At 74.3% G+C, this 20,220-nt stretch carries 17 protein-coding genes; 8 read left to right on the top strand and 9 right to left on the bottom strand.

Translation table 11 applies throughout. The annotated features are described in order from the left end of the window. Positions 1 to 112: 112 nt before the first annotated feature. Positions 113 to 475, bottom strand: a complete 363-nt coding sequence (locus tag ACFYT9_RS23750; RefSeq protein WP_376596968.1) for a hypothetical protein — start codon at positions 473 to 475, stop codon at positions 113 to 115. Continuing rightward, positions 472 to 723, bottom strand: a complete 252-nt coding sequence (locus ACFYT9_RS23745) for a DUF1049 domain-containing protein (RefSeq protein ID WP_387274869.1) — start codon at positions 721 to 723, stop codon at positions 472 to 474. Before ACFYT9_RS23745 ends, ACFYT9_RS23750 begins: the two co-directional genes overlap by 4 nt. 160 nt (positions 724 to 883) lie before the next feature. Between ACFYT9_RS23745 and ACFYT9_RS23740 the strand changes: the two genes are divergently transcribed. From ACFYT9_RS23740 to ACFYT9_RS23730, 3 genes are all read left to right on the top strand, one after another. Beyond that, complete coding sequence (locus tag ACFYT9_RS23740; RefSeq protein ID WP_389166936.1) at positions 884 to 1,645, top strand: GntR family transcriptional regulator; 762 nt, start codon at positions 884 to 886, stop codon at positions 1,643 to 1,645. A gap of 305 nt (positions 1,646 to 1,950) precedes the next feature. Then, positions 1,951 to 3,039, top strand: a complete 1,089-nt coding sequence (locus tag ACFYT9_RS23735; RefSeq protein WP_376596972.1) for an adenosine deaminase — start codon at positions 1,951 to 1,953, stop codon at positions 3,037 to 3,039. A 51-nt stretch (positions 3,040 to 3,090) separates the two neighbouring features. Continuing rightward, positions 3,091 to 3,744, top strand: a complete 654-nt coding sequence (locus tag ACFYT9_RS23730) for a GntR family transcriptional regulator (RefSeq protein ID WP_376596973.1) — start codon at positions 3,091 to 3,093, stop codon at positions 3,742 to 3,744. 132 nt (positions 3,745 to 3,876) lie between these two features. Here the strand turns inward: ACFYT9_RS23730 and ACFYT9_RS23725 are convergent, their stop codons facing one another. Genes ACFYT9_RS23725 through ACFYT9_RS23710 form a run of 4 tightly spaced genes read right to left on the bottom strand, consistent with a single transcriptional unit; the run spans position 3,877 to position 9,065 of the window. Further along, complete coding sequence (locus ACFYT9_RS23725) at positions 3,877 to 4,809, bottom strand: LD-carboxypeptidase (RefSeq protein WP_389166933.1); 933 nt, start codon at positions 4,807 to 4,809, stop codon at positions 3,877 to 3,879. Beyond that, positions 4,806 to 6,806 carry a S9 family peptidase gene (locus tag ACFYT9_RS23720; RefSeq protein ID WP_389166931.1) on the bottom strand — a complete coding sequence of 667 codons (2,001 nt, stop codon included), beginning with the start codon at positions 6,804 to 6,806 and terminating at the stop codon, positions 4,806 to 4,808. Before ACFYT9_RS23720 ends, ACFYT9_RS23725 begins: the two co-directional genes overlap by 4 nt. A 41-nt stretch (positions 6,807 to 6,847) precedes the next feature. Beyond that, the gene (locus ACFYT9_RS23715; RefSeq protein WP_389166928.1) at positions 6,848 to 8,239 is read right to left on the bottom strand and encodes a M20/M25/M40 family metallo-hydrolase; all 1,392 of its coding nucleotides are present in this window, start codon (positions 8,237 to 8,239) and stop codon (positions 6,848 to 6,850) included. Beyond that, a complete protein-coding gene (locus tag ACFYT9_RS23710; RefSeq protein WP_376596979.1) occupies positions 8,232 to 9,065 on the bottom strand; it encodes a M55 family metallopeptidase in 834 nt (277 codons plus the stop codon). The genes ACFYT9_RS23715 and ACFYT9_RS23710 overlap by 8 nt, the downstream gene beginning before the upstream one ends. A 398-nt stretch (positions 9,066 to 9,463) precedes the next feature. Here ACFYT9_RS23710 and ACFYT9_RS23705 point away from each other — a divergent pair, with 398 nt between their 5' ends. Then, the gene (locus tag ACFYT9_RS23705; RefSeq protein WP_389166925.1) at positions 9,464 to 10,693 is read left to right on the top strand and encodes a hypothetical protein; all 1,230 of its coding nucleotides are present in this window, start codon (positions 9,464 to 9,466) and stop codon (positions 10,691 to 10,693) included. An 11-nt stretch (positions 10,694 to 10,704) separates the two neighbouring features. Here the strand turns inward: ACFYT9_RS23705 and ACFYT9_RS23700 are convergent, their stop codons facing one another. Together ACFYT9_RS23700 and ACFYT9_RS23695 are read right to left on the bottom strand one after the other, a co-directional pair. Next, positions 10,705 to 13,167: an MFS transporter gene (locus ACFYT9_RS23700; RefSeq protein ID WP_376596983.1), complete on the bottom strand. Its 2,463-nt coding sequence runs from the start codon at positions 13,165 to 13,167 to the stop codon at positions 10,705 to 10,707. A gap of 261 nt (positions 13,168 to 13,428) precedes the next feature. After that, entirely contained in the window at positions 13,429 to 13,872 is a 444-nt protein-coding gene (locus tag ACFYT9_RS23695; protein WP_376596985.1) for an SRPBCC family protein, read from the bottom strand. A 172-nt stretch (positions 13,873 to 14,044) separates the two neighbouring features. Here ACFYT9_RS23695 and ACFYT9_RS23690 point away from each other — a divergent pair, with 172 nt between their 5' ends. From ACFYT9_RS23690 to ACFYT9_RS23680, 3 genes are all read left to right on the top strand, one after another. Further along, positions 14,045 to 15,082, top strand: a complete 1,038-nt coding sequence (locus ACFYT9_RS23690) for an Rv2578c family radical SAM protein (RefSeq protein WP_389166922.1) — start codon at positions 14,045 to 14,047, stop codon at positions 15,080 to 15,082. A 112-nt stretch (positions 15,083 to 15,194) separates the two neighbouring features. Then, on the top strand, positions 15,195 to 16,907 hold the full coding sequence (locus tag ACFYT9_RS23685) for an alpha/beta hydrolase (protein WP_389166919.1): 1,713 nt from the start codon (positions 15,195 to 15,197) through the stop codon (positions 16,905 to 16,907). A gap of 82 nt (positions 16,908 to 16,989) precedes the next feature. Then, complete coding sequence (locus ACFYT9_RS23680; RefSeq protein ID WP_387274884.1) at positions 16,990 to 17,433, top strand: RidA family protein; 444 nt, start codon at positions 16,990 to 16,992, stop codon at positions 17,431 to 17,433. Between the two features lie 24 nt (positions 17,434 to 17,457). Here ACFYT9_RS23680 and ACFYT9_RS23675 read toward each other — a convergent pair whose 3' ends face one another. Further along, a complete protein-coding gene (locus ACFYT9_RS23675) occupies positions 17,458 to 18,066 on the bottom strand; it encodes a HEAT repeat domain-containing protein (RefSeq protein ID WP_389166916.1) in 609 nt (202 codons plus the stop codon). A gap of 353 nt (positions 18,067 to 18,419) precedes the next feature. On the opposite strand from ACFYT9_RS23675, the gene ACFYT9_RS23670 reads away from it, so the two are divergent. Next, on the top strand, positions 18,420 to 20,201 hold the full coding sequence (locus ACFYT9_RS23670; protein ID WP_389166914.1) for a 3-hydroxyacyl-CoA dehydrogenase family protein: 1,782 nt from the start codon (positions 18,420 to 18,422) through the stop codon (positions 20,199 to 20,201). Positions 20,202 to 20,220: the final 19 nt, after the last annotated feature.

The raw sequence follows: 20,220 nt of genomic DNA, 5'->3' as shown, positions 1-20,220 counted from the left end.
GGGCGGGCGGACGGGGCCGGGCATGGACCGGCCGTCACGGGCATGTGGCCGGGGCCGGGCGCCGGCCGGAGGCGGGACCGGCCGGACCACGCGCGGGCTGTGGGGTGCCGGGTCAGCGGCGGGCCGTGGTCACGCGGACGGGGCAGGGCTCTCCCTTGCGGAGGACGCCGATCACGACCGTGGTGCGGCGGTCGAGACCCGTGCCGGCCGACGGGTACTGGGTGCAGACCTCCCAGCGCGGAGGCCACAGGACGCGCCGGTCACGACCGCTCACGTCGTGGACGTCGAGGCGGGTCCGGTGGTCGAGGCGGGTGAAGACCCGCCACAGGCCCCCGCCCCGGAAGTCCGGCATCGGCGGCCGGGCGCCGGCCGCCGCCTCGCGGGCCCGCCGGGAGTCCGTGCCGCCCGCCGCGCCCGCCGCCACCGCCGCCAGGGCCAGCGCCGCACCCGCCCCGATCAGGGCGCCGCGCTTCACTTGTTCCCCCTGAGGCCCCTCCGGGCCACGTACCAGCCGCAGATCCCGCCCAGCAAGGCGGTCGCGAGGAGGGCGAGGTAGAGCGGCATCGTCACCTCCGGGATCAGGATCCGGATCTTGACCTGGCGGGTGTTCTCGAAGATGAAGACGAGCAGCAGGACCGCGACGACCGCGATCCCGATGCGTCCGGGGGTGATGGCGCCGAAGCGGTCTCCCCGTTGCGTGCCCGCCGTGTCCTTGGGACTCATTGCCCGCCCTCTCCTCCGTCGTCCGTCTCGGGCGTACCCGTGGGACCAGAATGGGGGGACATGCACCTCGGCGGGCGGGTGGAAGACGCCGTCCGGGTGACTTGTCAGACAACATGTGGCGGCTACCGTGGGTGGCCGGACGACGGGACGAGGAGGAGCCTTGGCGCTCAAGGGGCACCGGCGGCGACCGGTGGTGGCGCTCTACGAGCGGATCGCGGACGCCGTCCACGACGGCACCTACCCGCCCGGCTCCACCCTCCCCTCCGAGCCGAAGCTCGCCGCGGAACTGGGCGTGAGCCGGCCCGCCCTGCGCGAGGCCCTGCTGCTCCTCCAGGAGGACGGGCTCCTCACGGTCCGCCGGGGGGTGGGCCGCACGGTGAACGCCCGGCCGCCCCGGCGCGGCTTCGAGCACCTCCAGCCGCTGGAGGAGCTGATCGGCGGCGGCACGGGACCCCGGGTACGGGCGCTGCTGCGCAGCCTGGAGGAGCCCACGGACTTCACCACCCAGCACCTGCTGGCCCCGGCCCGCGCCGAGCTGCGGTTCTGGGAGTCGGTGCTCGGCGGCGAGTCCGGGCCCGCCGCGCTCAGCCACGAGTGGGCGGCAGCGGACGAGGTCCTGGACCGCGTCCACCCCTCCTTCGCCGCCGCGCTGCGGGCGTGCGAGCAGGCCGCGGAGGCGGACCGGGCCGTGTCCATGCTCGCGGTCCTGCTCGGCGCCTCGCGCGAGGTCGCCCTGCACGCCCACAGCGGAATCACCGCCACCCTCCTCGGGCGGCGGCGCGGCGAGCAGCTGGGCCGCCCCGCCGACACCCCCGCGGTCCTGGTCACCCAGGTGGTACGGGTCGGGGACACCCCCGTTCTCGCCGCCAAGCACATGCTGCCGACGGGCGCGCCCGCGCTGCCGGTCCTCCAGTCCCACTGAGCCCGCGCCCGGCGCGCCCCGCACCTCGGGCGGGCGACCGGGGCGCACACCCGGGACCCCCGCCCTCGGAGCCGTACCGAAGAAGCCCGCCGGATCCCCGCCGACAGCCGTGCGCCCCTCCCCGCACCCGCACCCGCACCGGATTCCTCACCGGACCCGCGCCGGATCCCACCCGGCACCCGCGCCGGATCCCACCCGGCACCCGGGCCGGACCCCTTCCGGCGGCCGTGCCGGAAGCCCCGCCGGAATCACTCCCCCGGCGGCCGTGCGTGCGCCGGGCGGGTCATGACGTACACTTCCCGGCCATGCACTTGTCTGACAACCCTGCCACGTCTGTCCGGGCCGCCGTCTCCGACTGGATCCGCCGCGCCCCGAAGGCCGTCCTCCACGACCACCTCGACGGCGGGCTGCGCCCGGCCACCATCGTCGAGCTGGCGCGCGAGTGCGGCTACACCGCGCTGCCGACCGAGGACCCGGCCGCGCTCGCGGTCTGGTTCCGGGACGCCGCCGACTCCGGCTCGCTGGAGCGCTATCTGGAGACCTTCGCCCACACCTGCGCGGTGATGCAGACCCGCGAGGCGCTGTTCAGGATCGCGGCCGAGTGCGCCGAGGACCTGGCCGGGGACGGCGTCGTCTACGCCGAGGTGCGGTACGCCCCCGAGCAGCACCTGGAGGCCGGGCTCACCCTCGACGAGGTCGTCGAGGCGGTCAACGAGGGCTTCCGCGAGGGCGAGCGCAGGACCGGCGGCCGGATCACCGTCCGCGCCCTGCTCACCGGCATGCGGCACACCGACCGTTCGCTGGAGATCGCCCGGCTCACCGTCGCCCACCGCGACAACGGCGTGGCCGGCTTCGACATCGCCGGCGGCGAGATAGGCAACCCGCCCGCCCGCCACCTGCCCGCCTTCCAGCACCTGAAGCGCGAGAACTGCCACTTCACCATCCACGCCGGTGAGGCCGTCGGCGCCGAGTCGATCCACGAGGCCGTGCAGGTCTGCGGCACCGAGCGGATCGGCCACGGCGTCCGGATCACCGACGACATCGCCGAGGACGGCACGCTGGGCCGACTCGCCTCGTACGTCCGCGACAACCGGATCGCGCTGGAGGTCTGCCCGACCTCCAACCTGCAGACCGGCGCCGCCAAGGACTACGCCTCCCACCCGATCGACGAGCTGCGCCGCCTGGGCTTCCGCATCACGCTCAACACCGACAACCGGCTGGTGTCCGGCACCACCATGAGCGAGGAGTTCCAGCACATGGCGGACGCCTTCGGGTACGGCCCCGAGGTGTTCGAGGAGTTCACGGTCGCCGCCCTGGAGGCCGCCTTCCTGCCGCTGCCCGAGCGCGAGCGCCTCATCGCGGAGGTCGTGCGCCCGGGGTACGCCGCCCTGTGACGGACCGGGGAGGGCGGCGGGCGCCGTCCTCCCCGGTGGAAGAATGGCGCCATGACAGCTGCTGAGGAGTTCAGGCCCGAGTCGGAGCGGATCACGCGCACCCTGCGCGACCAGATCATCGACGGGACGCGGGCTCCCGGCAGCAGGCTGGTGGAGCGGGAGATCGCCGCCGAACTGGACGTGAGCCGTCTGCCCGTCCGCGACGCGCTCAAGGACCTGGTCAACGAGGGGCTCGTCACGCCCCGGCCGCGCACCTGGGCCGTGGTCCGCGAGTTCACCGCCTCCGACATCGCCGACCTCGTCGAGGTCCGGTCCGCCCTGGAGATCCTGGCCTTCCGGCTCGCCGCCCAGCGCCGCACCCGCGCGGGCCTCGCCAAGCTGCGCGCCGTCCTCGACGACGAGCAGGCGGCGGCGGCGCGGGGTGACGGACCGGAGGCCCGCCGGGCCGCGGCCGACTTCCACGAGACCGTCACCGAACTCGCCGACAACGCGCTGCTGAACGAACTGGAGGGCACGCTGCGGAGCCGGATGCGCTGGCTGCTCGGCCAGCACGACGACTTCGGCGTCGTCGCCGAGGAGCACGAGGAGCTGTTCCGGCGGATCGAGGCCCGGGACGTGGAGGGCGTGGAGGAACTGGCCCTGCACCACCTGGAGACCAGCCAGAGCAAGGCGACCGAGCACCAGCGGCGGCTGGCGGCCGAGTAGCTGCGGGCCGCGCGGGCCGCACGGCACCGTGGCCCCGGCCGGCGACGCGCGACGGTCGGGGCGGGGTGGGGCGGCCCGCCCCGGCCGGGGGCGACCGCAGCGCCCTGGCGCCCGGGGCGCCCGCCGCGGGAGTTACAGCAGGGCCGGCACGTCGAGGGTGAGCGTGCCGGCGTCGGCGTCGAGGACGGCCGGCACGCCGAGCGGCACGGTCGGCGCCGCGGGGTCGTGGCCGAAGCCCATCCGCTCCACGACCGGCACGCCCAGGCCTCCCAGCCGGTCGGCGAGGAGCGCCCGGACCTCCTCGTACGGGCCGCACTCCTCCCAGGAGCCGAGGGCGATCCCGGCGACGCCGTCGAACCAGCCGGAGCGCAGCAGCTGGGTGAGGATCCGGTCGAGACGGTACGGCTCCTCCCCCACGTCCTCCAGGAGGAGCAGCCCGCCGCGGGCGGAGGGCCGGGCGTGCGGGGTGCCCAGGTCGGCGGCGAGGAGACTGACGCAGCCGCCGAGGGTGACGCCGGCGGCGCGGCCGGGGACGAGGGTCCGTCCCGTCGCCGGAGTCCGTACCGTCTCGGGCGCGAAGAGCGTGGCCCGCAGCGATTCCCGGGTGCGCGGCTCGGTGAGGAACGCGGCGGTCGCGGGCATCGGGCCATGCAGGGTGGCGAAGCCGGTGCGGCGGGCGAAGGCTTCGTGCAGGGCGGTGACGTCGCTGTAGCCGATGAAGGGCTTGGGGCCGGCCGCGCGGATCGCCGCCCAGTCCACCAGGTCCACCATGCGCTGGGCGCCGTAGCCGCCGCGCGCGCAGATGACGGCGGCGACCGAGGGGTCGGTGTACGCCTCCGTGAGGTCGCGGGCCCGCTCGCGGTCGGCGCCCGCGAGGTGCCCGAGGACGGGGTGGGCGTCGAGGACGTGGGGGGCGGCGACCGGGTCGAGGCCGAGGGCGCGCAGCAGGTCGAGGCCGGGCAGGAGCCGCTCCTCGGGCACGGGTCCGCAGGGGGCGACGACGGCGATCCGGTCGCCGGGCCGCAGCCGGGCGGGGCGGACGAGTTCCGGCACGGGGGCGGTCACGTGCGCAGCTCCAGCTCCGGGAGGCCGGTCGGGTCGAAGCCGAAGACCGTGGCGTAGAGGGCGAGTTCGGCCTCCAGGGCGCGGGTCATGGTGGCGGCGTTCCGGAAGCCGTGCCCTTCTCCGGGGAAGGCGAGGTAGGCGTGCGGGACGCCGCGGCCTGCGGCGCGGGCGAGGAAGCGCTCGGCCTGGGCCGGCGGGCAGATGACGTCGTCGAGTCCCTGGAGGAGCAGGAAGGGGGCGGTGATCCGGTCGACGTGGGTGAGCGGTGACCGTTCCTCGTACCGCTCGGGGACCTCGTCGAGCGGGCCCACGAGGCCGTCGAGGTAGCGGGACTCGAAGTCGTGGGTCTCGTCGGTGGCCCAGCCCTTGAGGTCGAGGACGGGGTAGATGATCGTGCCGCAGGCGTAGACGTCGGTGCGGGCGAGGGAGCAGGCGCTGGTCCAGCCGCCGGCGCTGCCGCCGCGGATCGCGAGGCGCGCGGGGTCGGCGGCGCCCTCGGCGGCGAGGGCGCGGGCGACGGCGGCGCAGTCCTCGACGTCGACGACGCCCCACCGGCCGCGCAGCCGCTCGCGGTAGGCGCGCCCGTGGCCGGTGGAGCCGCCGTAGTTCACGTCGGCGACGCCGATGCCCCGGGAGGTGAAGTAGGCGGTCTCCAGGTCGAGGACGAGGGCGGAGTGGCCGGTGGGGCCGCCGTGGGCGCGGATCACGTAGGGCGGGAGCTCGCCCGCGGGCCCGGTGGAGCCGGGGTTGCGGGGCGGGTACACGTGGGCGTGGATGTCGCGGCCGTCGGGTCCCGTGAAGGTGCGGGCGAAGGGCTCGGGGTAGTGGGCGGGGTCGACGGGGTCGGTGTGCGGGGAGCCGACGACCCGGGTCCGGCCGGTGCGGGTGTCGAGCTCGACGATCTCGGGGAAGCGGTCGGGACCCGCGGCGACGCCGAGGACGCGGGTGCCGTGGACGGCGAGGGTGGAGCTCCAGGCGGTCCAGGGGCCCGGGGCGTCGGCGAGGGTGCCGGTGTCGGGATCGAGTATCCCGAGGACGGCGTCGCCGCGCCCGTGGAGGACGGCGATCGGGCCGGTCTCCAGGGCCTGGAACCAGACCGTGCCGGTCTTCCAGAGGGGCCCGGCGAACTCCTCCTCGCGGGGGCAGAGCGCCTGGAGCGGTCCCACGGCGCCGTCGGCTTCGACCTCGGCGCGGTAGAGGTTCCACCAGCCGGTGCGGTCGCTCGCGAGGAGGAGCCGGCCCGCGGCGTCCCAGTCGGCCTGCGGCACCGATTCCTCCGGGCCTCCGGCGACGGTCCTGGCGTCGGCGAGGGTGCCGTCGGCGGTGAGGTCGGCGAGGACGGCCTCGGTGCCGTCCCAGGGCATCCGGGGGTGGTCCCAGCCGATCCAGACGGCGCGCCGGCCGTCGGGGGAGAGCCGGGGTCCGGTCACGAACCGGTGGCGTCCGTCGGAGAGTTCGCGCACGGCGGCGCGGTCGTCGGCGGCCGAGCCGTCGAGGGGGACGGCGGCGAGGACCCGGCGGACGTCGGTGGGCGCGGGGCCGGTGAACTCCTCCAGGACGCACCAGACCTCGCCCCGGTCGGGCAGGAGGACGGGGTCGGCCCAGCGCAGTCCGCCGCCGATCGTGGAGACGGGGGTGAGCTGGCGGGGGACGGCGCCGGGGCCGGCGTCCGGCTCGTGGGCGTAGAGCCGCTGGTCGGGGAAGTGGGAGAAGACCAGCAGGGGTCCGGTGCCGGGCCGTTCGGCGGCGGCCCACGGGCGGCCGCCGTACTCGATGACCCGGCTCCGTACGTTCCAGGGCGGCGGGAGGAGGGTGGCCTCGGTGCCGTCGGCGCGCCGCCGGACCAGGGTCCGGCGGCCGCCCTCGGTGGGGCGGGGCGCGGACCACCACACCTCGTCCCCGACGGTGCCCAGGTGTTCGGGCCGGCCGTCGTTGGCGGCCGCGAGCGCGGCTCCGACGGGTGACGGCCAGCTGCCGTAGGCGGCCGTGTTCTGCATCCTCGATCCCCCCAGGGTCCGGGTCGGGTCCGTACGTGTGGTCACGCGGTCTTCAGGTAGTGGTCGAGCACCCGCACGCCGAAGTGCAGGGCGTCGACGGGGACGCGTTCGTCCACGCCGTGGAAGAGCGCCCCGTAGTCCAGTCCCGGGGGCAGCCGGAGCGGCGAGAAGCCGTAGCCGGTGATGCCGAGCCGGGAGAACTGCTTGGCGTCGGTTCCGCCGGACATGGTGAAGGGCAGGGCGTGCCCGTCCGGGTCGAAGCGCTCGACGGCGGCCCGGAGCTTGGCGAAGGTCGGGGAGTCGACGGGGGCTTCGAGGGGCACCTCGCGGTGGTGGAACTCCCACTCCACGTCCGGGCCGGTGAGCCGGTCCATGGTGGCGGCGAACTCCTCCTCGGTGCCGGGCAGCATCCGCCCGTCGACGAAGGCGACGGCCTCACCGGGGATGACGTTGCACTTGTATCCCGCCTGGAGCATCGTCGGGTTGGCGCTGTTGCGGACGGTGGCCTCGACGAGGGCGGCGGCCGGTCCGAGCTTGTCGAGGAGGAGGGGCACGTCCAGGTCGGGGTCGTCGGCGTCGATCTCGATGCCGTGCAGCGCGGCGAGTTCGGTCAGGGCGGCGCGGACGGTGGCGGTGAGCCGGACGGGCCAGCTGTGCGCGCCGATCCGGGCGACGGCGGCGGAGAGGCGGGTGACCGCGTTCGCGTCGTTGACCTTGGAGCCGTGGCCGGCCCGGCCGCGGGCGGTGAGCCTGAGCCAGGCGGTGCCGCGCTCCCCCGCGCCGATCGGGTACAGCGTCATGCCCGGGTGGGGGTGGAAGCTGAAGGCGCCGGACTCGCTGATGCCCTCCGTGCACCCCTCGAAGAGGGCGGCGTGCCGGTCGGTGAGGAAGCCGGAGCCGTCGACGGCGCTGTCCTCCTCGTCGGCGGTGTAGGCGAGGACGATGTCGCGGCGGGGCCGGACGCCCTGGCGGGCCCAGGAGCGGACCACGGCGAGGACCATCGCGTCCATGTTCTTCATGTCGACGGCGCCCCGGCCCCAGACGACGCCGTCGCGGACCTCGCCGGAGAAGGGGTGGACGGTCCACTCGGCCGGGTCGGCGGGGACGACGTCGAGGTGGCCGTGGACGAGGAGCGCGGGGGCGGACGGGTCGGTGCCGGGGATGCGGGCGACCACGTTGGTCCGGCCGGGGGCGCGCTCCAGGAGGGCCGGTTCGAGACCGGCGCCGGCGAGCCGCTCGGCGACGTACTCGGCGGCGGGGCGCTCGCGGCAGTCGCCGCCGCCGCGGTTGGTGGTGTCGACCCGGATGAGGTCGGAGGTGAAGGCCACGACCTCGTCGAACGCGAGCGCGTCCGGGGCCGGGCTCTCGGGGGACGTGCCTGCGCCGGACTCGCCTGCGCGGGACGGGCTCTCGGGGGACGTGCTGCTAGCCATACTGCTCCTCCACGGCGGCCGAGACGATCGTCGTCACCGCCTTGAACGTGCGGATCGCCTCGTACATCGTCGCGCCGGTGTACGCGACGCGCCGCTCGCCGCTCCGCGCCACGCCGGGAACCACCGTGGCGGCGGCGCCCAGGTGCTCGGCGTCGAACTCGACCTCGACGTCGTGCGGCCCGGCGTGGACCGGGTCGTGGCGGACGGCCAGGGCGGCGGCCTCGCGGGCGGCGGCCCGGATGTCGGCGGCGGTGCGGGCGGGTGTCCGGCACACGGCCGCGTACCGCGAGACGTGGTCCTTGACGGCGACCTTGAGCGCCTCGGGGGCGTACCCGAGGGCGTCCTCGCAGGCGAGGTCGTCGCCGGTGACGAGGACGACGGGCACCCCGTACTCGGCGACCACGTGGGCGTTGAGCAGACCCTCACTCGCCCGGACGCCGTTCAGCCAGACGCCGGTGATCGAGTTGGCGAGGTAGGTGTGGGCGAGGACGCCCTCGGCGCCGGCGCCGGTGTGGTACCCGACGAAGGCGATCCCGTCGACGTCGCCGTGCTGGACGCCCTCGACCATGGAGAGCGACTTGTGGCGCCCGGTGAGCATCTGGACGCGGTCGTCCAACTGCTCCAGGAGCAGGTTCCGCATGGTCCAGTGCGCCTCGTTCACCAGCACCTCGTCGGCGCCGCCGTCGAGGAAGCCGAGCGCCGCCGCGTTCACGTCCGAGGTGAACATCGGGCGGCAGCGCTCCCACTGGGGCGTGCCCGGGAGCACGTCGGCGGGCCAGGTGACGCCGGTGGCGCCCTCCATGTCGGCGCTGATGAGGATCTTCATGTCTGGCACCGTACGCGCCGCCCGGCAGGCGTACCACCCCTGTGGATAAGTGTCGTTGGAGTGGACCGGTGACACCGCGCGAAGGGCGGCACCGGGGCCCCGGGCCGTTCCGCGAAGGCCCTCGGATCCGTCTCGGACCTGCGGCGGGGCACTCCGGCGGCACGGAGGCTCCGGGCGATCGCGGGGAGCGAGGGCGAGGGCCCGCGGCCGCGTGTGCGAGGCGGTCACCGCGTGAGGAGGGGCCCTGTTCCGTGGATCATGGAGGCACCGCCCGGGGCTTTCCGGTCACCGTCCGTTGCCCGGACGACCCGACTCCGGAATCGGCCCAAACATCACCAAGGGGTACGTATAGGCTGTCGGCCGCAGTTGTCCCGCCCGACCGATCCGGAGTGTTCTCGGTGACCATCGCCCTCGATCCGTCCGACACCACCCCCGCCTCCTCCTCCGCGCCGGAGGAGGAGGGCTTCTGGGTCCCCGGGGCCGCCGCTCCCGAGGAGGCCGGTGAGTCCGCGGCCGCCGCCCCGGCGGAGACCGGTGAGCCCGAGGCGCCCGCCCCGGCGGAGACAGATCAGCCTGAGGCGGCGGACCACGCCGACCCCGCCGACCCCGCCGACCCCGCCGACCCCGCCGACCACGATCCCGTCGTCGTCCGGGACGCCGAGGACTTCGGTGTCTACGCCCGGACCGGGGGCTGGACCTTCGCCCTGAAGGTGGCGCGCAGCGTGCGGCCCGGCGGGCAGCCGGCCGAAGGGTCGGCGGCGCGGAAGGTGTCGGCGCGGGCGTTCGCCGCGCTGGCGGGGTGCTCGCCGGAGCGGGTGATGCGCTACTACAAGGCGTGGGACATGGCGGCCGACGACGGTCTGGTCCCACAGTTCGAGGTGCTGGAGCCGGGCGCCGACATCGAGCTGCCGGACGCGGACGTCTGGCTGTCGTACTACACCTCCCGCAACAGCGCCTCCTCCGTGCGCGGCCAGGCGATCAGCGCGGCGGCCGAGGCGGAGGGCATCCGGCCGACGAAGGCGCTGGAGGTGGCGGAGAACCCGACGGCGCTGCGCGCCGCGATCCTCGCCGACCCGGGGACGGCCGAGGCGGCGCGCGGGGCGCTGCTCGACCGGATGAAGGAGGACCCCGCGCTCCAGACGGAGCTGGCGCGGGCCATCGCCCGTACCGACGACCTGAAGAAGGCGGTGGCGAGCGAGGCGAAGGTCGCCGACCGGATCGGCTACGTCCGCCAGATCGTCGAGAACGGGCAGATCAGGACGCCCGCCGGGCAGACCGTGGACGCGCCGGCCGAGGTGCGGGCGGAGGCCGAGCGGCATCTGTCGCTGATCGACGAGCTGGACGACTCGGAGGAGGCCGGCGAGTGGGCCGGCGAGGCGTACGAGTCGGTGAGGGGGCTCGTCGCCAAGGCCGTCGAGGAGGACCCGGCGCTGCGGGTCCAGGAGCGCAGGACCCGCTTCTACAGCTCCCTCCAGAAGGCCACGAAGGTCTTCGAGGAGCTGACCCTGGACGAGGTGATGGAGGAGGAGATCTACGAGGAGGACATGCTCCAGCGCCTCGAAGCCCTCCAGGAGGCGATCGGCAGCTGCATCGCCGCCCTGCGCAAGGCCGCGCCGACCGCCCCCTGAGCTTCCCCCGGTCAGTCCTGGTGGCCGAGCTGGAGGTCGCGCTCGGTGCGGCCGCCGCCGGCCACCTGGAGGACGGTGGCGACGGGCGGGTACCCGGCGGCGATGACCGTGTACTCGCCGGAGGACAGGTCGACGAAGCGGAAGGTGCCGTCGGGCCCGGTGGTGAGGGTGTCGACGACGTTCCCCGCCGCGTCGAGCAGGGTGACCCGGGCGTCCTCGACGGGCCTGCCGCCGCCGGCCCTGACCGTGCCGCGCAGGACGGCGCCGCCGGCCAGTTCGATGTCCTGGCGGGTCTCGCGGGAGGACTGGACGCTGACCGGGACGGCGGCGGGCCGGAAGGCGGGGGCGCTGGCGGCGAGGGTGTACTCGCCCGCGACCAGTTCGGTGATCACGTACCCGCCCTCGCGTCCGCTGCGGGTGGAGGCCACGACCTCGCCGCGCACGTCGGTGAGGGTGACGGCGGCGTCCCGGACGGGGGTGCCGTCGGCGGTGAGGACGCTGCCGGCGAGGCGGCCCGCGCCGCCGAGGACGACGTCGAGCTCGACCGGCCGGTCGCCGACGGTGACGGACACGGCCTGCGGCTGATGCCCGCCGGCGGCGGCGATGAGCACGTACGAGCCGCTGCCGGGCACGCTGAGCGCGTACCGCCCGTCCTCGCCGCTGGCGCCGCGGCCGATCTGGCGTCCGCCGACGTCGATGAGGGTGAGCGCGGCGCGCGGGACACGGCTGCCGTCGTGGTGCTGGACGGTCCCGCAGACCGGCAGGCCGCTGTGGTGGACGGCGGTGGCGGCCGGCGGGGCGGCGTGGCGGGCGTGTGGCACGGCCTGGGTGGCGGTGGCCTGGTCGTAGGGGATGTCGGTGGCCTCGGGGGCGGGGGTGTGGTGGGACACCAGCGGTTGCTCCTTGAGGAAGAAGGCGAGGACGAGGCCGAGCACGAGGACCGGCACGAGGTAGAGGAAGATGCGCGGCATGGCGTCCGCGTACGCCTGGATGTAGAGGTCGCGCAGGGCGGGCGGCAGGGCGTGCACCGTCTGCGGGGTGATCGACTCGGCGGGCGGGAGGGCGGCTCCCTGGGCTCCGGCGTTCTGGACCGCGGGGAGCCGGTCGGCGAGGGCGTCGTCGAGGCGGGCGGCGAAGACGGTGCCGAAGACGGCGGCGCCGACGCTGCCGCCGATCTGGCGGAAGTAGTTGTGGGCGCTGGTGGCGGTGCCGAGGTCGGCGGGGCGGACGGAGTTCTGCACGGCGAGGATGAGCACCGGCATGATCAGGCCGATGCCGGTGCCGAGGACGGCCTGCCAGAGGCTGTGGGTGAGGCGGGGCGTGCCGATGTCCATGCGGGAGAGCAGCCCCATGCCGAGGACGGCGAGGGCCGCGCCGATCACCGGGTACGCCTTGTAGCGGCCGGTGCGGCTGATGAGCTGTCCCGAGACGACCGAGGCGACGACGATGCCGCCCATGAGCGGGAGCATCAGCAGCCCGGACTCGGTGGCGGTGGCGCCCTCGACCATCTGGAGGAAGCTCGGCAGGTAGCCGGCGGCGCCGAAGAGGGCGACCCCGACGACGGCGCCGACAAGCGCGGTGACGTTGAAGACGGAGTCCCGGAACAGGCGGAGCGGGATGAGGGGTTCGGGCGCGAAGTGCTCGACGACCAGGAAGAGCAGGACGGTTCCGGCGGCGCCGCAGCCGAGGGCGATGATGACGCGGTCGTCCCAGTCGTACTCCGTACCGCCCCAACTCGTGAGCAGGACCAGGCAGGTGGAGGCGGCGGCGAGGAGCAGCGTGCCGAGGACGTCGAAGCGGGCGCGGACCTTCGGCTTGGGCAGCTTGAGGACGGCGGCGACCACGGCGAGGGTGACGAGCCCGAAGGGCACGTTGAAGTAGAAGCACCAGCGCCAGGAGACGTGGTCGGTGAAGAAGCCGCCGAGGAGCGGTCCGGCGACGGAGGCGAGACCGAAGGCGGCGCCGATCAGGCCCATGTAGCGGCCGCGCTCGCGGGCGGGGACGATGTCGGCGATGATCGCCTGGACACCGATCATGAGGCCGCCGGCGCCGACGCCCTGGAGGGCGCGGAAGGCGATGAGCTCGTCCATGCTGCGGGACCAGCCGGCGAGTCCGGAGCCGATGACGAAGACGACGATGGCGAAGAGGAAGACGCTCTTGCGGCCGAGGAGGTCGCCGAGCTTGCCGTAGACGGGCAGGCCGATGGTGGCGGTCAGCAGGTAGGCGGTGATCGCCCAGGACATCCGGTCCAGGCCCTGGAGTTCGCCGACGATCTTCGGCAGGGCGGTGGCGACGATCATCTGCTCCAGCGCGGCGAGGAGCAGCGCGAGCATCAGGCCGAAGAAGACGAGCCGGACGCGGCGGGGGTCGAGCGGGGTCTCGGCCGGGGGCCCCGGCGGCGTCTGTGCGGGCGGTCCGTCGCCGGGGAGCGCGGCGGCTCCCCCGGCGTCCTTCACCAGCGCGATCGCACCCACGTACGGCTCCCCTCGTCACGGCTTCGCCCCGGCTCGCTGCCGGCCTCGGCGCCGGGCCATTCTTCGCATCGGGCGCGAAGCGGGAGCAAGTCGGGCGGTACGGACGGAGGGTGGCCGGACGGGGAGGTGAACCCGGTGGTACGCCGGGGCACTTGCGGCGCCCATCAGCGCGTTTGCCGAACTCCCCGCGCCCCCTCGGCAGGCCGTGCGCCGGTACGGGGGCGACGGGGAATCCACTCGAAGCGGTGAACGCCCCGGGCGTTACTTCTCGGTCTCGGCCGCCAGGTTGGCGAGCACGGCGTCGTAGATCCGGGCGAGGCCCTTGGGGGCGAAGGTCCGCTCGAAGAAGCCGCCGATGCCGCCGGCGCCGTTCCAGACGCTGGTGACGACGGCGCGGGACTTGCCGTCACCGGCCGGGGTCACGGTCCAGGTGGTGACCATGGAGGAGTTGCGGTCCTTCTCGACGAGCTGCCCGTCGGTGGGCTCGGTGACGTCGAGGAGGCAGTCGCGGACGCGCTTGCTGGTGGCCTGGAGCTTCCAGTGGACGAGGGTGCCCTCGCCGTCGCCGCCCTCGCGCACCTCGTACTCGCTGAAGTGCTCGGGCAGCAGCTTCGCGCGCGCGCCGCTGTAGTCGGCCAGCGTGTCGAACACGGTCTCCGCGTCCGCCGCGATGATCCGTTCCGTCGTGGCCTCGACCTGCGCCATCGCATTTCCTCCAGCTCGTGGTTCTTCGGGGGTTGTTTCGGGGCTGCGGGCCAAGCGAACCACGTGGCCGCCGGGGCGCGAAATCCGGGTTGCGACGATCAAGAGAACAGATGTTCTATTCTGGATCCGAGAGCAATCGAACGTACGAACGAAGCCGATCGAGGAGGCGTCCATGCGCTGGGACCATCTGGGCGAGACTCCGTCCGCGCCCGCCGACGCCGCCCTGTTCGGCGCGGACGCGGTCACCACCCGCACCTTCGACACGCCCGAGTTCCGCGGCGTCACCTTCCACGAGGTCCGGGCCCGCACCATCCTCAACCGGGTCCCGGGCGCCTCCCGGATGCCCTTCGAGTGGACCGTGAACCCCTACCGAGGCTGTACCCACGCGTGCGTTTATTGCTTCGCCCGCAAGACCCACAGCTATCTGGACCTCGACACCGGCCTCGGCTTCGACTCCCAGATCGTGGTCAAGATCAACGCCGCCGAGCTCCTCACCCGGCAGCTCGCCTCCCGCCACTGGCAGGGCGCCCACATCGCGATGGGCACCAACGTCGACTGCTACCAGCGCGCCGAGGGCAGGTACCGGCTCATGCCCGGCATCCTCACCGCCCTCCGCGACCGCGCCAACCCCTTCTCGATCCTCACCAAGGGCACCCTGATCCTGCGCGACCTGGAGCTGCTGACCCAGGCCGCGGAGGTCACCGAGGTCGGCGTCTCCGTCTCGGTCGGCTTCGTCGACGAGGAGCTGTGGCGCACCGTCGAGCCCGGCACCCCCGCCCCGCACCGCCGCCTCGACGTGGTCCGCGTCCTCGGCGACCACGGCATCGGCTGCGGGGTGCTCATGGCACCCGTGGTGCCCTTCCTCGGCGACTCCCCCGAGCAGCTGCGCGCCACCGTCCGCGCCGTCGCCGAGGCCGGCGCCGTCTCCGTCACCCCGCTCGTCCTCCACCTGCGGCCCGGCGCCCGCGAGTGGTTCATGAGCTGGCTGGCCCGCCACCACCCCCATCTGGTCGGACGGTACGAGCGGATGTACGGGGCCGGGGCCTACGCGCCGACCTGGTACCAGCGCCGGATCACCCGCCAGGTCCACGAACTGGCCGCCGAGTTCGGCATCGGCCCGGCCCACCGCTCCTCCCCCCGGCCCGTCCCACGCCCCTCCCCCGCCGGCGCACCGGCGGCCGGCGGCCCGGAGCAGCTCACGCTCCTCTGACCCCGGCGACACGCCGGGAGGTCACCTGACACGCCGTCATCGCCCCCGCCGTTCGGGTCGATTACCGGCGGAACAGGTCGTGTCCCGCGCCATGCGGGGCACTCCACGCTCCATGACCACCCGCGCAGGAATGCTGATCGCCGCTGGGGCACTGGTCGCCGGGACGGTCACCGTCCTGCCGGCGTCCGCCGCAGGCACCGGCGAGCCGACCCCCCGCCCCCTCCCCTCGCTCTCCTGGACCGCCTGCGGCACGCAGGCGTACCCCCGGCTGCAGTGCGCCACCCTCAAGGTGCCGCTCGTCCACGACGACCCGGCGGGCCGGAGCATCACGCTCGCGCTGACCCGGGTCCCGCACACCGCCAAGACCTCCCTCGGTCCGCTCGTCGTCAACCCCGGAGGACCGGGCGGCAGCGGCCGCGGCATGGCCGGCTACGTCGCCTCCTCGCTGCCCGCCGAGGTCGCCGCCCAGTACGACGTCATCGGCTTCGACCCGCGCGGCGTGGGCCGGAGCGAGCCCGCCCTCGACTGCAGGCCCGGCCACTTCGACCCCGTCCGCCCCGACTCGGTGCCGCGCGGCACGAGGGCCGAGCGGACCGCCCTGGAGCGCGCCCAGGCGTTCGCCGCCGCCTGCGGCAAGAAGCACGCCGACGTGCTCCCGTACATCGACACCGTCTCCACCGCCCGCGACCTGGACCTCATCCGGAAGGCGGTCGGCGCCGAGCGGCTCAACTACCTCGGCTACTCGTACGGCACCTACCTGGGCGCGGTCTACGCCCGGCTCCACCCCGAGCGGGTGGGGCGGATGGCGCTGGACTCCGTCGTCAACCCCCACGGCGTCTGGTACGAGGACAACATCGCCCAGGACTACGCCTTCGACACCCGCCACAAGGACTTCATGGCCTGGGTGGCGAAGCACAGCGCCGTGTACGGGCTGGGCGACGACCCGGCCGCCGTCGAGGCCGCCTGGTACCGGATGCGCGAGGAGTTGCGCGACTCGCCCGCGGGCGGCAAGGTCGGCCCCGGCGAGCTGGAGGACACCTTCCTGCCCGGCGGGTACTACGACGGCTACTGGCCCAAGCTCGCCACCGCCTTCTCCGCGTACGTCAACAAGCAGGACCCAGCCCCGCTCAAGGCCGCCTACGAGCGGTACGGCGAGGCCGACGCCGCCGCCGACAACGGCTACTCGGTCTACACCGCGGTGCAGTGCCGGGACGCCGCCTGGCCCAAGGACTGGAACGTCTGGCGCAAGGACAACTGGGAGGTGCACGCCAAGGCGCCCTTCTCCACCTGGAACAACGCCTGGTACAACGCTCCCTGCGCGTTCTGGCCGGTGGCGCCGCTCACCCCGCCGGAGGTCAGCAACGACCAGCTGCCCCCGGTCCTGATCCTCCAGGCCACCGACGACGCCGCCACCCCGTACGAGGGCGGGCTCGCCCTGCACCGGATGATCCGCGGCTCCAGCCTGGTCGTCGAGCAGGGCGGCGGGAACCATGGCGTGACCCTGGCCGGCAACGACTGCCTCGACAAGCACCTGAGCACCTACCTCGCCACCGGCACCGTGCCGCGCGCCGAGGGCACGTCCGAGGTGGACGCGGTCTGCGCCGCCCTGCCGGCACCCGAGCCCGACCCGGTCCCCACCACGCCGAGGACGACCACCAGGGAGGCCACCACGGAGACCACGGCAGAGACCACCGCCCAGGCCACCGCGGAGACCACCGCCGAGACCACCGCGGGGACCGCCGCCGCGACCGGCGCCCCGAAGGCCGCGGCCCGGGTCCAGCCGGCCGGTACGACCCTCCACGGACTCCTGGGTCACGTGCGCTGACCTGCGCAGTTTCCCCAGCGACCACGCCCGCGCCGCTCGTCCGGCGCGGGCGTTGTCAGTGGCATGGGCGAGGATGTGGGGCATGACCAGCCACCTGACCCACGTCCCCGCTCCCGAGGGCGTCGCGCCCAGCCCGCAGTACAGCCACGTCGTGTGGGGCACGGGCCGGTTCGTCGCGATCTCCGGCCAGATCGCCACCGACGCCTCGGGGGCCGTGGTCGGCGAGGCGGACCCGGCCGCCCAGGCCCGGCAGGTCTTCGCGAACCTGGAGCGCTGCCTGGCCGCCGCCGGCGCGGGCTTCGGGGACGTGGTGAAGCTGACCTACTTCCTCACCGACGTGGCGCACCTCCCCGCCGTGCGGGACGCGCGGGACGCGGCCTTCGCCGGGCTGCCGCTGCCGGCGAGCTCCGCGGTGCAGGTGGACGCGCTGGTGCGGCCCGAACTGCTGATGGAGATCGAGGCGTTCGCGCTGGTCCCGGAGGAGCGTCCGAAGGAGGGGCGGGCGGAGCTGCGGCTCATGCGCTGAGGCACCGTCAGACAGGGACCGGCTTCACCCCGTGAGGAGCGCGAGGGAGCGTTCGGCGGCGCGGCCCAGCCGGGGGTGCGGGAGGGCCGCTTCGAGGACGTCCCGGGCCAGCGGGTCGCCGAGGGTCCCCAGGCCCTCGACACAGGCGAGACCGACCCGCCAGTGCGGGTCGCCGTTCGCGAGACGGCGCTCCAGGACGGTGACGAGGGCGGGGACGGACTCGGGGGCGCGCAGGTCGGCGAGGAGCCGCACCGGCAGGAGGGCGTAGGCGGCCCGGAGTTCGTTGGTGGCGAGCGCGGCGGCGGCCCGGGCGGTGCGAGGGTCTGCCAGCCGGACGAGGGCGTGGGCGGCGGTGACGCACCGCTCGGGGTCCCGGTGGTTGAGGAGGAGGACCAGGGCCTCGAAGGCGCGCGGGTCGCCGGCGACGCCGAGCCGGTAGGCCGCGATCTCGCGGGCCCAGAGAGGCCGGCCGGGGGCGGTGAGCAGGTCGTGGAGTTCTTCGGGATCGGTGGTGCGGGCGAGTTCTCCGAATGCGGCGGGAAGGCTTCCCTCTTCGTTCTCGACCTCGTCCCGCAATCGATCGATCATCGAGCAGAATTCGGGATCCTCGGAGATTCCCTCGGGATTTTCCATGAATCCGAGGCTATCCGCGATCCACATCACATTTTCCCGACTTCCCAGGACTGGCGCGCTCGTTACCGGCCGGTTAATCTCAACTGAGCGGGGAACCCCCGCACTTTCTCGCCTCGGCCTGGTGACGCAGCCGAGGTGGGCGCTGGTCGGTTCGGCAGTTCTCGACGTGGCTCAGGGACAGAGCCCTCGTCCTCCTTTTCCCTCTTCAGGCCCCTCGCCGCGCGCCGGGTCCGTATTCCCGCACGCCGCGGCGCTGCCTCCGGGCAGCGGGCCGCGCCCTCGGCATTTCACGCGCCCCTCTTCTCCCGCGCGCACCGCCCTCAGTCGTCACTCTTCCTCCCAGGAGTCCCCTGATGGACACCCCTCTCTCCACCATCGCCGTCGTCGGCCTCGGCACCATGGGCACCGGCATCGCCGACGTCCTCGTCCGGGCCGGCCGTGAGGTCGTCGGCATCGACATCAGCGAGTCCGCGGCCGCCCGGGCCGTCGCCGCCCTGGAGGCGTCCACCGCCCGCGCGGTGGCCCGTGAGCGGATCACCGAGGACGAGCGGCAGGACGCGCTGGCGCGCTTCCGCGTCTACTCGGACCTCCAGGCCGCCGCCGCGGCCGACCTCGTCATCGAGGTCGTCCCGGAGGAGTACGGGACCAAGCAGGAGGTGTTCCGGGCCCTGGACGGCATCGTCCGCCCGGACGCCGTCCTGGCGACCGGCACCAACGCCCTCTCGGTGACCCGGCTCGCGGCCGACTCGGCGCACCCCGAGCGCGTCCTCGGCCTGCACTTCTTCGCGCCGGTCCAGGCGATGAAGCTGGTCGAGGTGGTCTCCTCGGTCCTGACCGACCCGCGGGCGGTCGACGCGGTCACCCGGCTCGCCCAGGACCTCGGCAAGGAGCCGGTGGCGGTCGGCGACCGGGCCGGTTTCATCGCGGACGGGCTGCTCTTCGGCTACCTGAACCAGGCCGCCGCGATGTACGAGGCCCGCTACGCCTCCCGCGAGGACATCGACGCGGCGATGAAGCTGGGCTGCGGACTGCCGATGGGCCCGCTGGAGCTGCTCGACCTGGTGGGCGTCGACACCGCCCGTACCGTCCTCGACGCGATGTACCAGGCGTCCCACGACCGGCTGCACGCCCCCGCGCCGATCCTGAAGCAGCTCGCCGAGGCGGGGCTGACCGGCCGCAAGGCGGGCCGCGGCTTCTACACGTACGCGGCCCCCGGCTCGGCCGAGAAGGTCGCCGACGCGCTGACGCCCGAGGTGTCGGGGGCCGGCGGCGCGGGCCGCGAGGTCCGCTCGGTGGGCGTGGCCGGCTCGGGCACCATGGCCTCCGGCATCGCCGAGGTCTTCGCCAAGGCCGGGTACGACGTGGTCCTCGCCGCCCGCTCGCCGGAGAAGGCGGACGCGGCCAAGGCGTACATCGCCAAGTCGCTGGCCCGCTCGGTGAGCAAGGGCCGGATGACCGCCGAGGCCCGTGACGAGACGCTGGACCGGATCACCCCGGCCGGTTCGCTGGACGCCTTCGCCGAGGTCGACCTCGCGGTCGAGGCGGTCGCCGAGGACCTGGGGATCAAGCAGGAGCTCTTCGCCCGGCTGGACAAGATCTGCAAGCCCGGAGCGGTGCTCGCCACCACGACCTCCTCGCTTCCGGTGGTGGCCTGCGCCCGGGCCACGACGCGTCCGCGGGACGTCATCGGCATGCACTTCTTCAACCCGGCGCCGGCGATGAAGCTGGTCGAGATCGTCCGCACGGTCCTGACCGCCGACGACGTGCACGCCACCGTCCGCGAGGTCACCGCGAAGATCGGGAAGCACGGCGTCGACTGCGGCGACCGGGCCGGCTTCATCGTGAACGCGCTGCTCTTCCCGTACCTGAACAACGCGGTCAAGATGGTCCAGGAGCACTACGCGACGCTGGACGACATCGACACGGCGATGAAGCTGGGCGGCGGCTACCCGATGGGTCCGTTCGAGCTGCTCGACGTGGTCGGTCTGGACGTCTCGCTGGCGATCGAGAAGGTGCTGCACCGCGAGTTCCGTGACCCGGGCCTGGCCCCGGCGCCGCTCCTGGAGCACCTGGTGGCGGCCGGCTGCCTCGGCCGCAAGACGGGGCGCGGCTTCCGCGAATATGCCCGGCGCTGAGCCCACCGGGCCTCGACGG

The organism is Streptomyces sp. NPDC004435 (genome assembly GCF_042873895.1).
GTDB lineage: Bacteria > Actinomycetota > Actinomycetes > Streptomycetales > Streptomycetaceae > Streptomyces.
The sequence above is the reverse complement of the archived record's forward strand: the minus strand, read 5'-3'. Positions and strand labels throughout refer to the sequence as shown.

What these genes read in the sequence shown, in the direction of transcription:
- ACFYT9_RS23745 (WP_387274869.1), bottom strand. Translation starts at nt 723, where the DNA reads ATGAGTCCCAAGGACACGGCGGGCACGCAACGGGGAGACCGCTTCGGC.
- ACFYT9_RS23735 (WP_376596972.1), top strand. Translation starts at nt 1,951, where the DNA reads ATGCACTTGTCTGACAACCCTGCCACGTCTGTCCGGGCCGCCGTCTCC.
- ACFYT9_RS23730 (WP_376596973.1), top strand. Translation starts at nt 3,091, where the DNA reads ATGACAGCTGCTGAGGAGTTCAGGCCCGAGTCGGAGCGGATCACGCGC.
- ACFYT9_RS23720 (WP_389166931.1), bottom strand. Translation starts at nt 6,806, where the DNA reads ATGCAGAACACGGCCGCCTACGGCAGCTGGCCGTCACCCGTCGGAGCC.
- ACFYT9_RS23715 (WP_389166928.1), bottom strand. Translation starts at nt 8,239, where the DNA reads ATGGCTAGCAGCACGTCCCCCGAGAGCCCGTCCCGCGCAGGCGAGTCC.
- ACFYT9_RS23710 (WP_376596979.1), bottom strand. Translation starts at nt 9,065, where the DNA reads ATGAAGATCCTCATCAGCGCCGACATGGAGGGCGCCACCGGCGTCACC.
- ACFYT9_RS23695 (WP_376596985.1), bottom strand. Translation starts at nt 13,872, where the DNA reads ATGGCGCAGGTCGAGGCCACGACGGAACGGATCATCGCGGCGGACGCG.
- ACFYT9_RS23690 (WP_389166922.1), top strand. Translation starts at nt 14,045, where the DNA reads ATGCGCTGGGACCATCTGGGCGAGACTCCGTCCGCGCCCGCCGACGCC.
- ACFYT9_RS23685 (WP_389166919.1), top strand. Translation starts at nt 15,195, where the DNA reads ATGACCACCCGCGCAGGAATGCTGATCGCCGCTGGGGCACTGGTCGCC.
- ACFYT9_RS23680 (WP_387274884.1), top strand. Translation starts at nt 16,990, where the DNA reads ATGACCAGCCACCTGACCCACGTCCCCGCTCCCGAGGGCGTCGCGCCC.
- ACFYT9_RS23675 (WP_389166916.1), bottom strand. Translation starts at nt 18,066, where the DNA reads ATGGAAAATCCCGAGGGAATCTCCGAGGATCCCGAATTCTGCTCGATG.
- ACFYT9_RS23670 (WP_389166914.1), top strand. Translation starts at nt 18,420, where the DNA reads ATGGACACCCCTCTCTCCACCATCGCCGTCGTCGGCCTCGGCACCATG.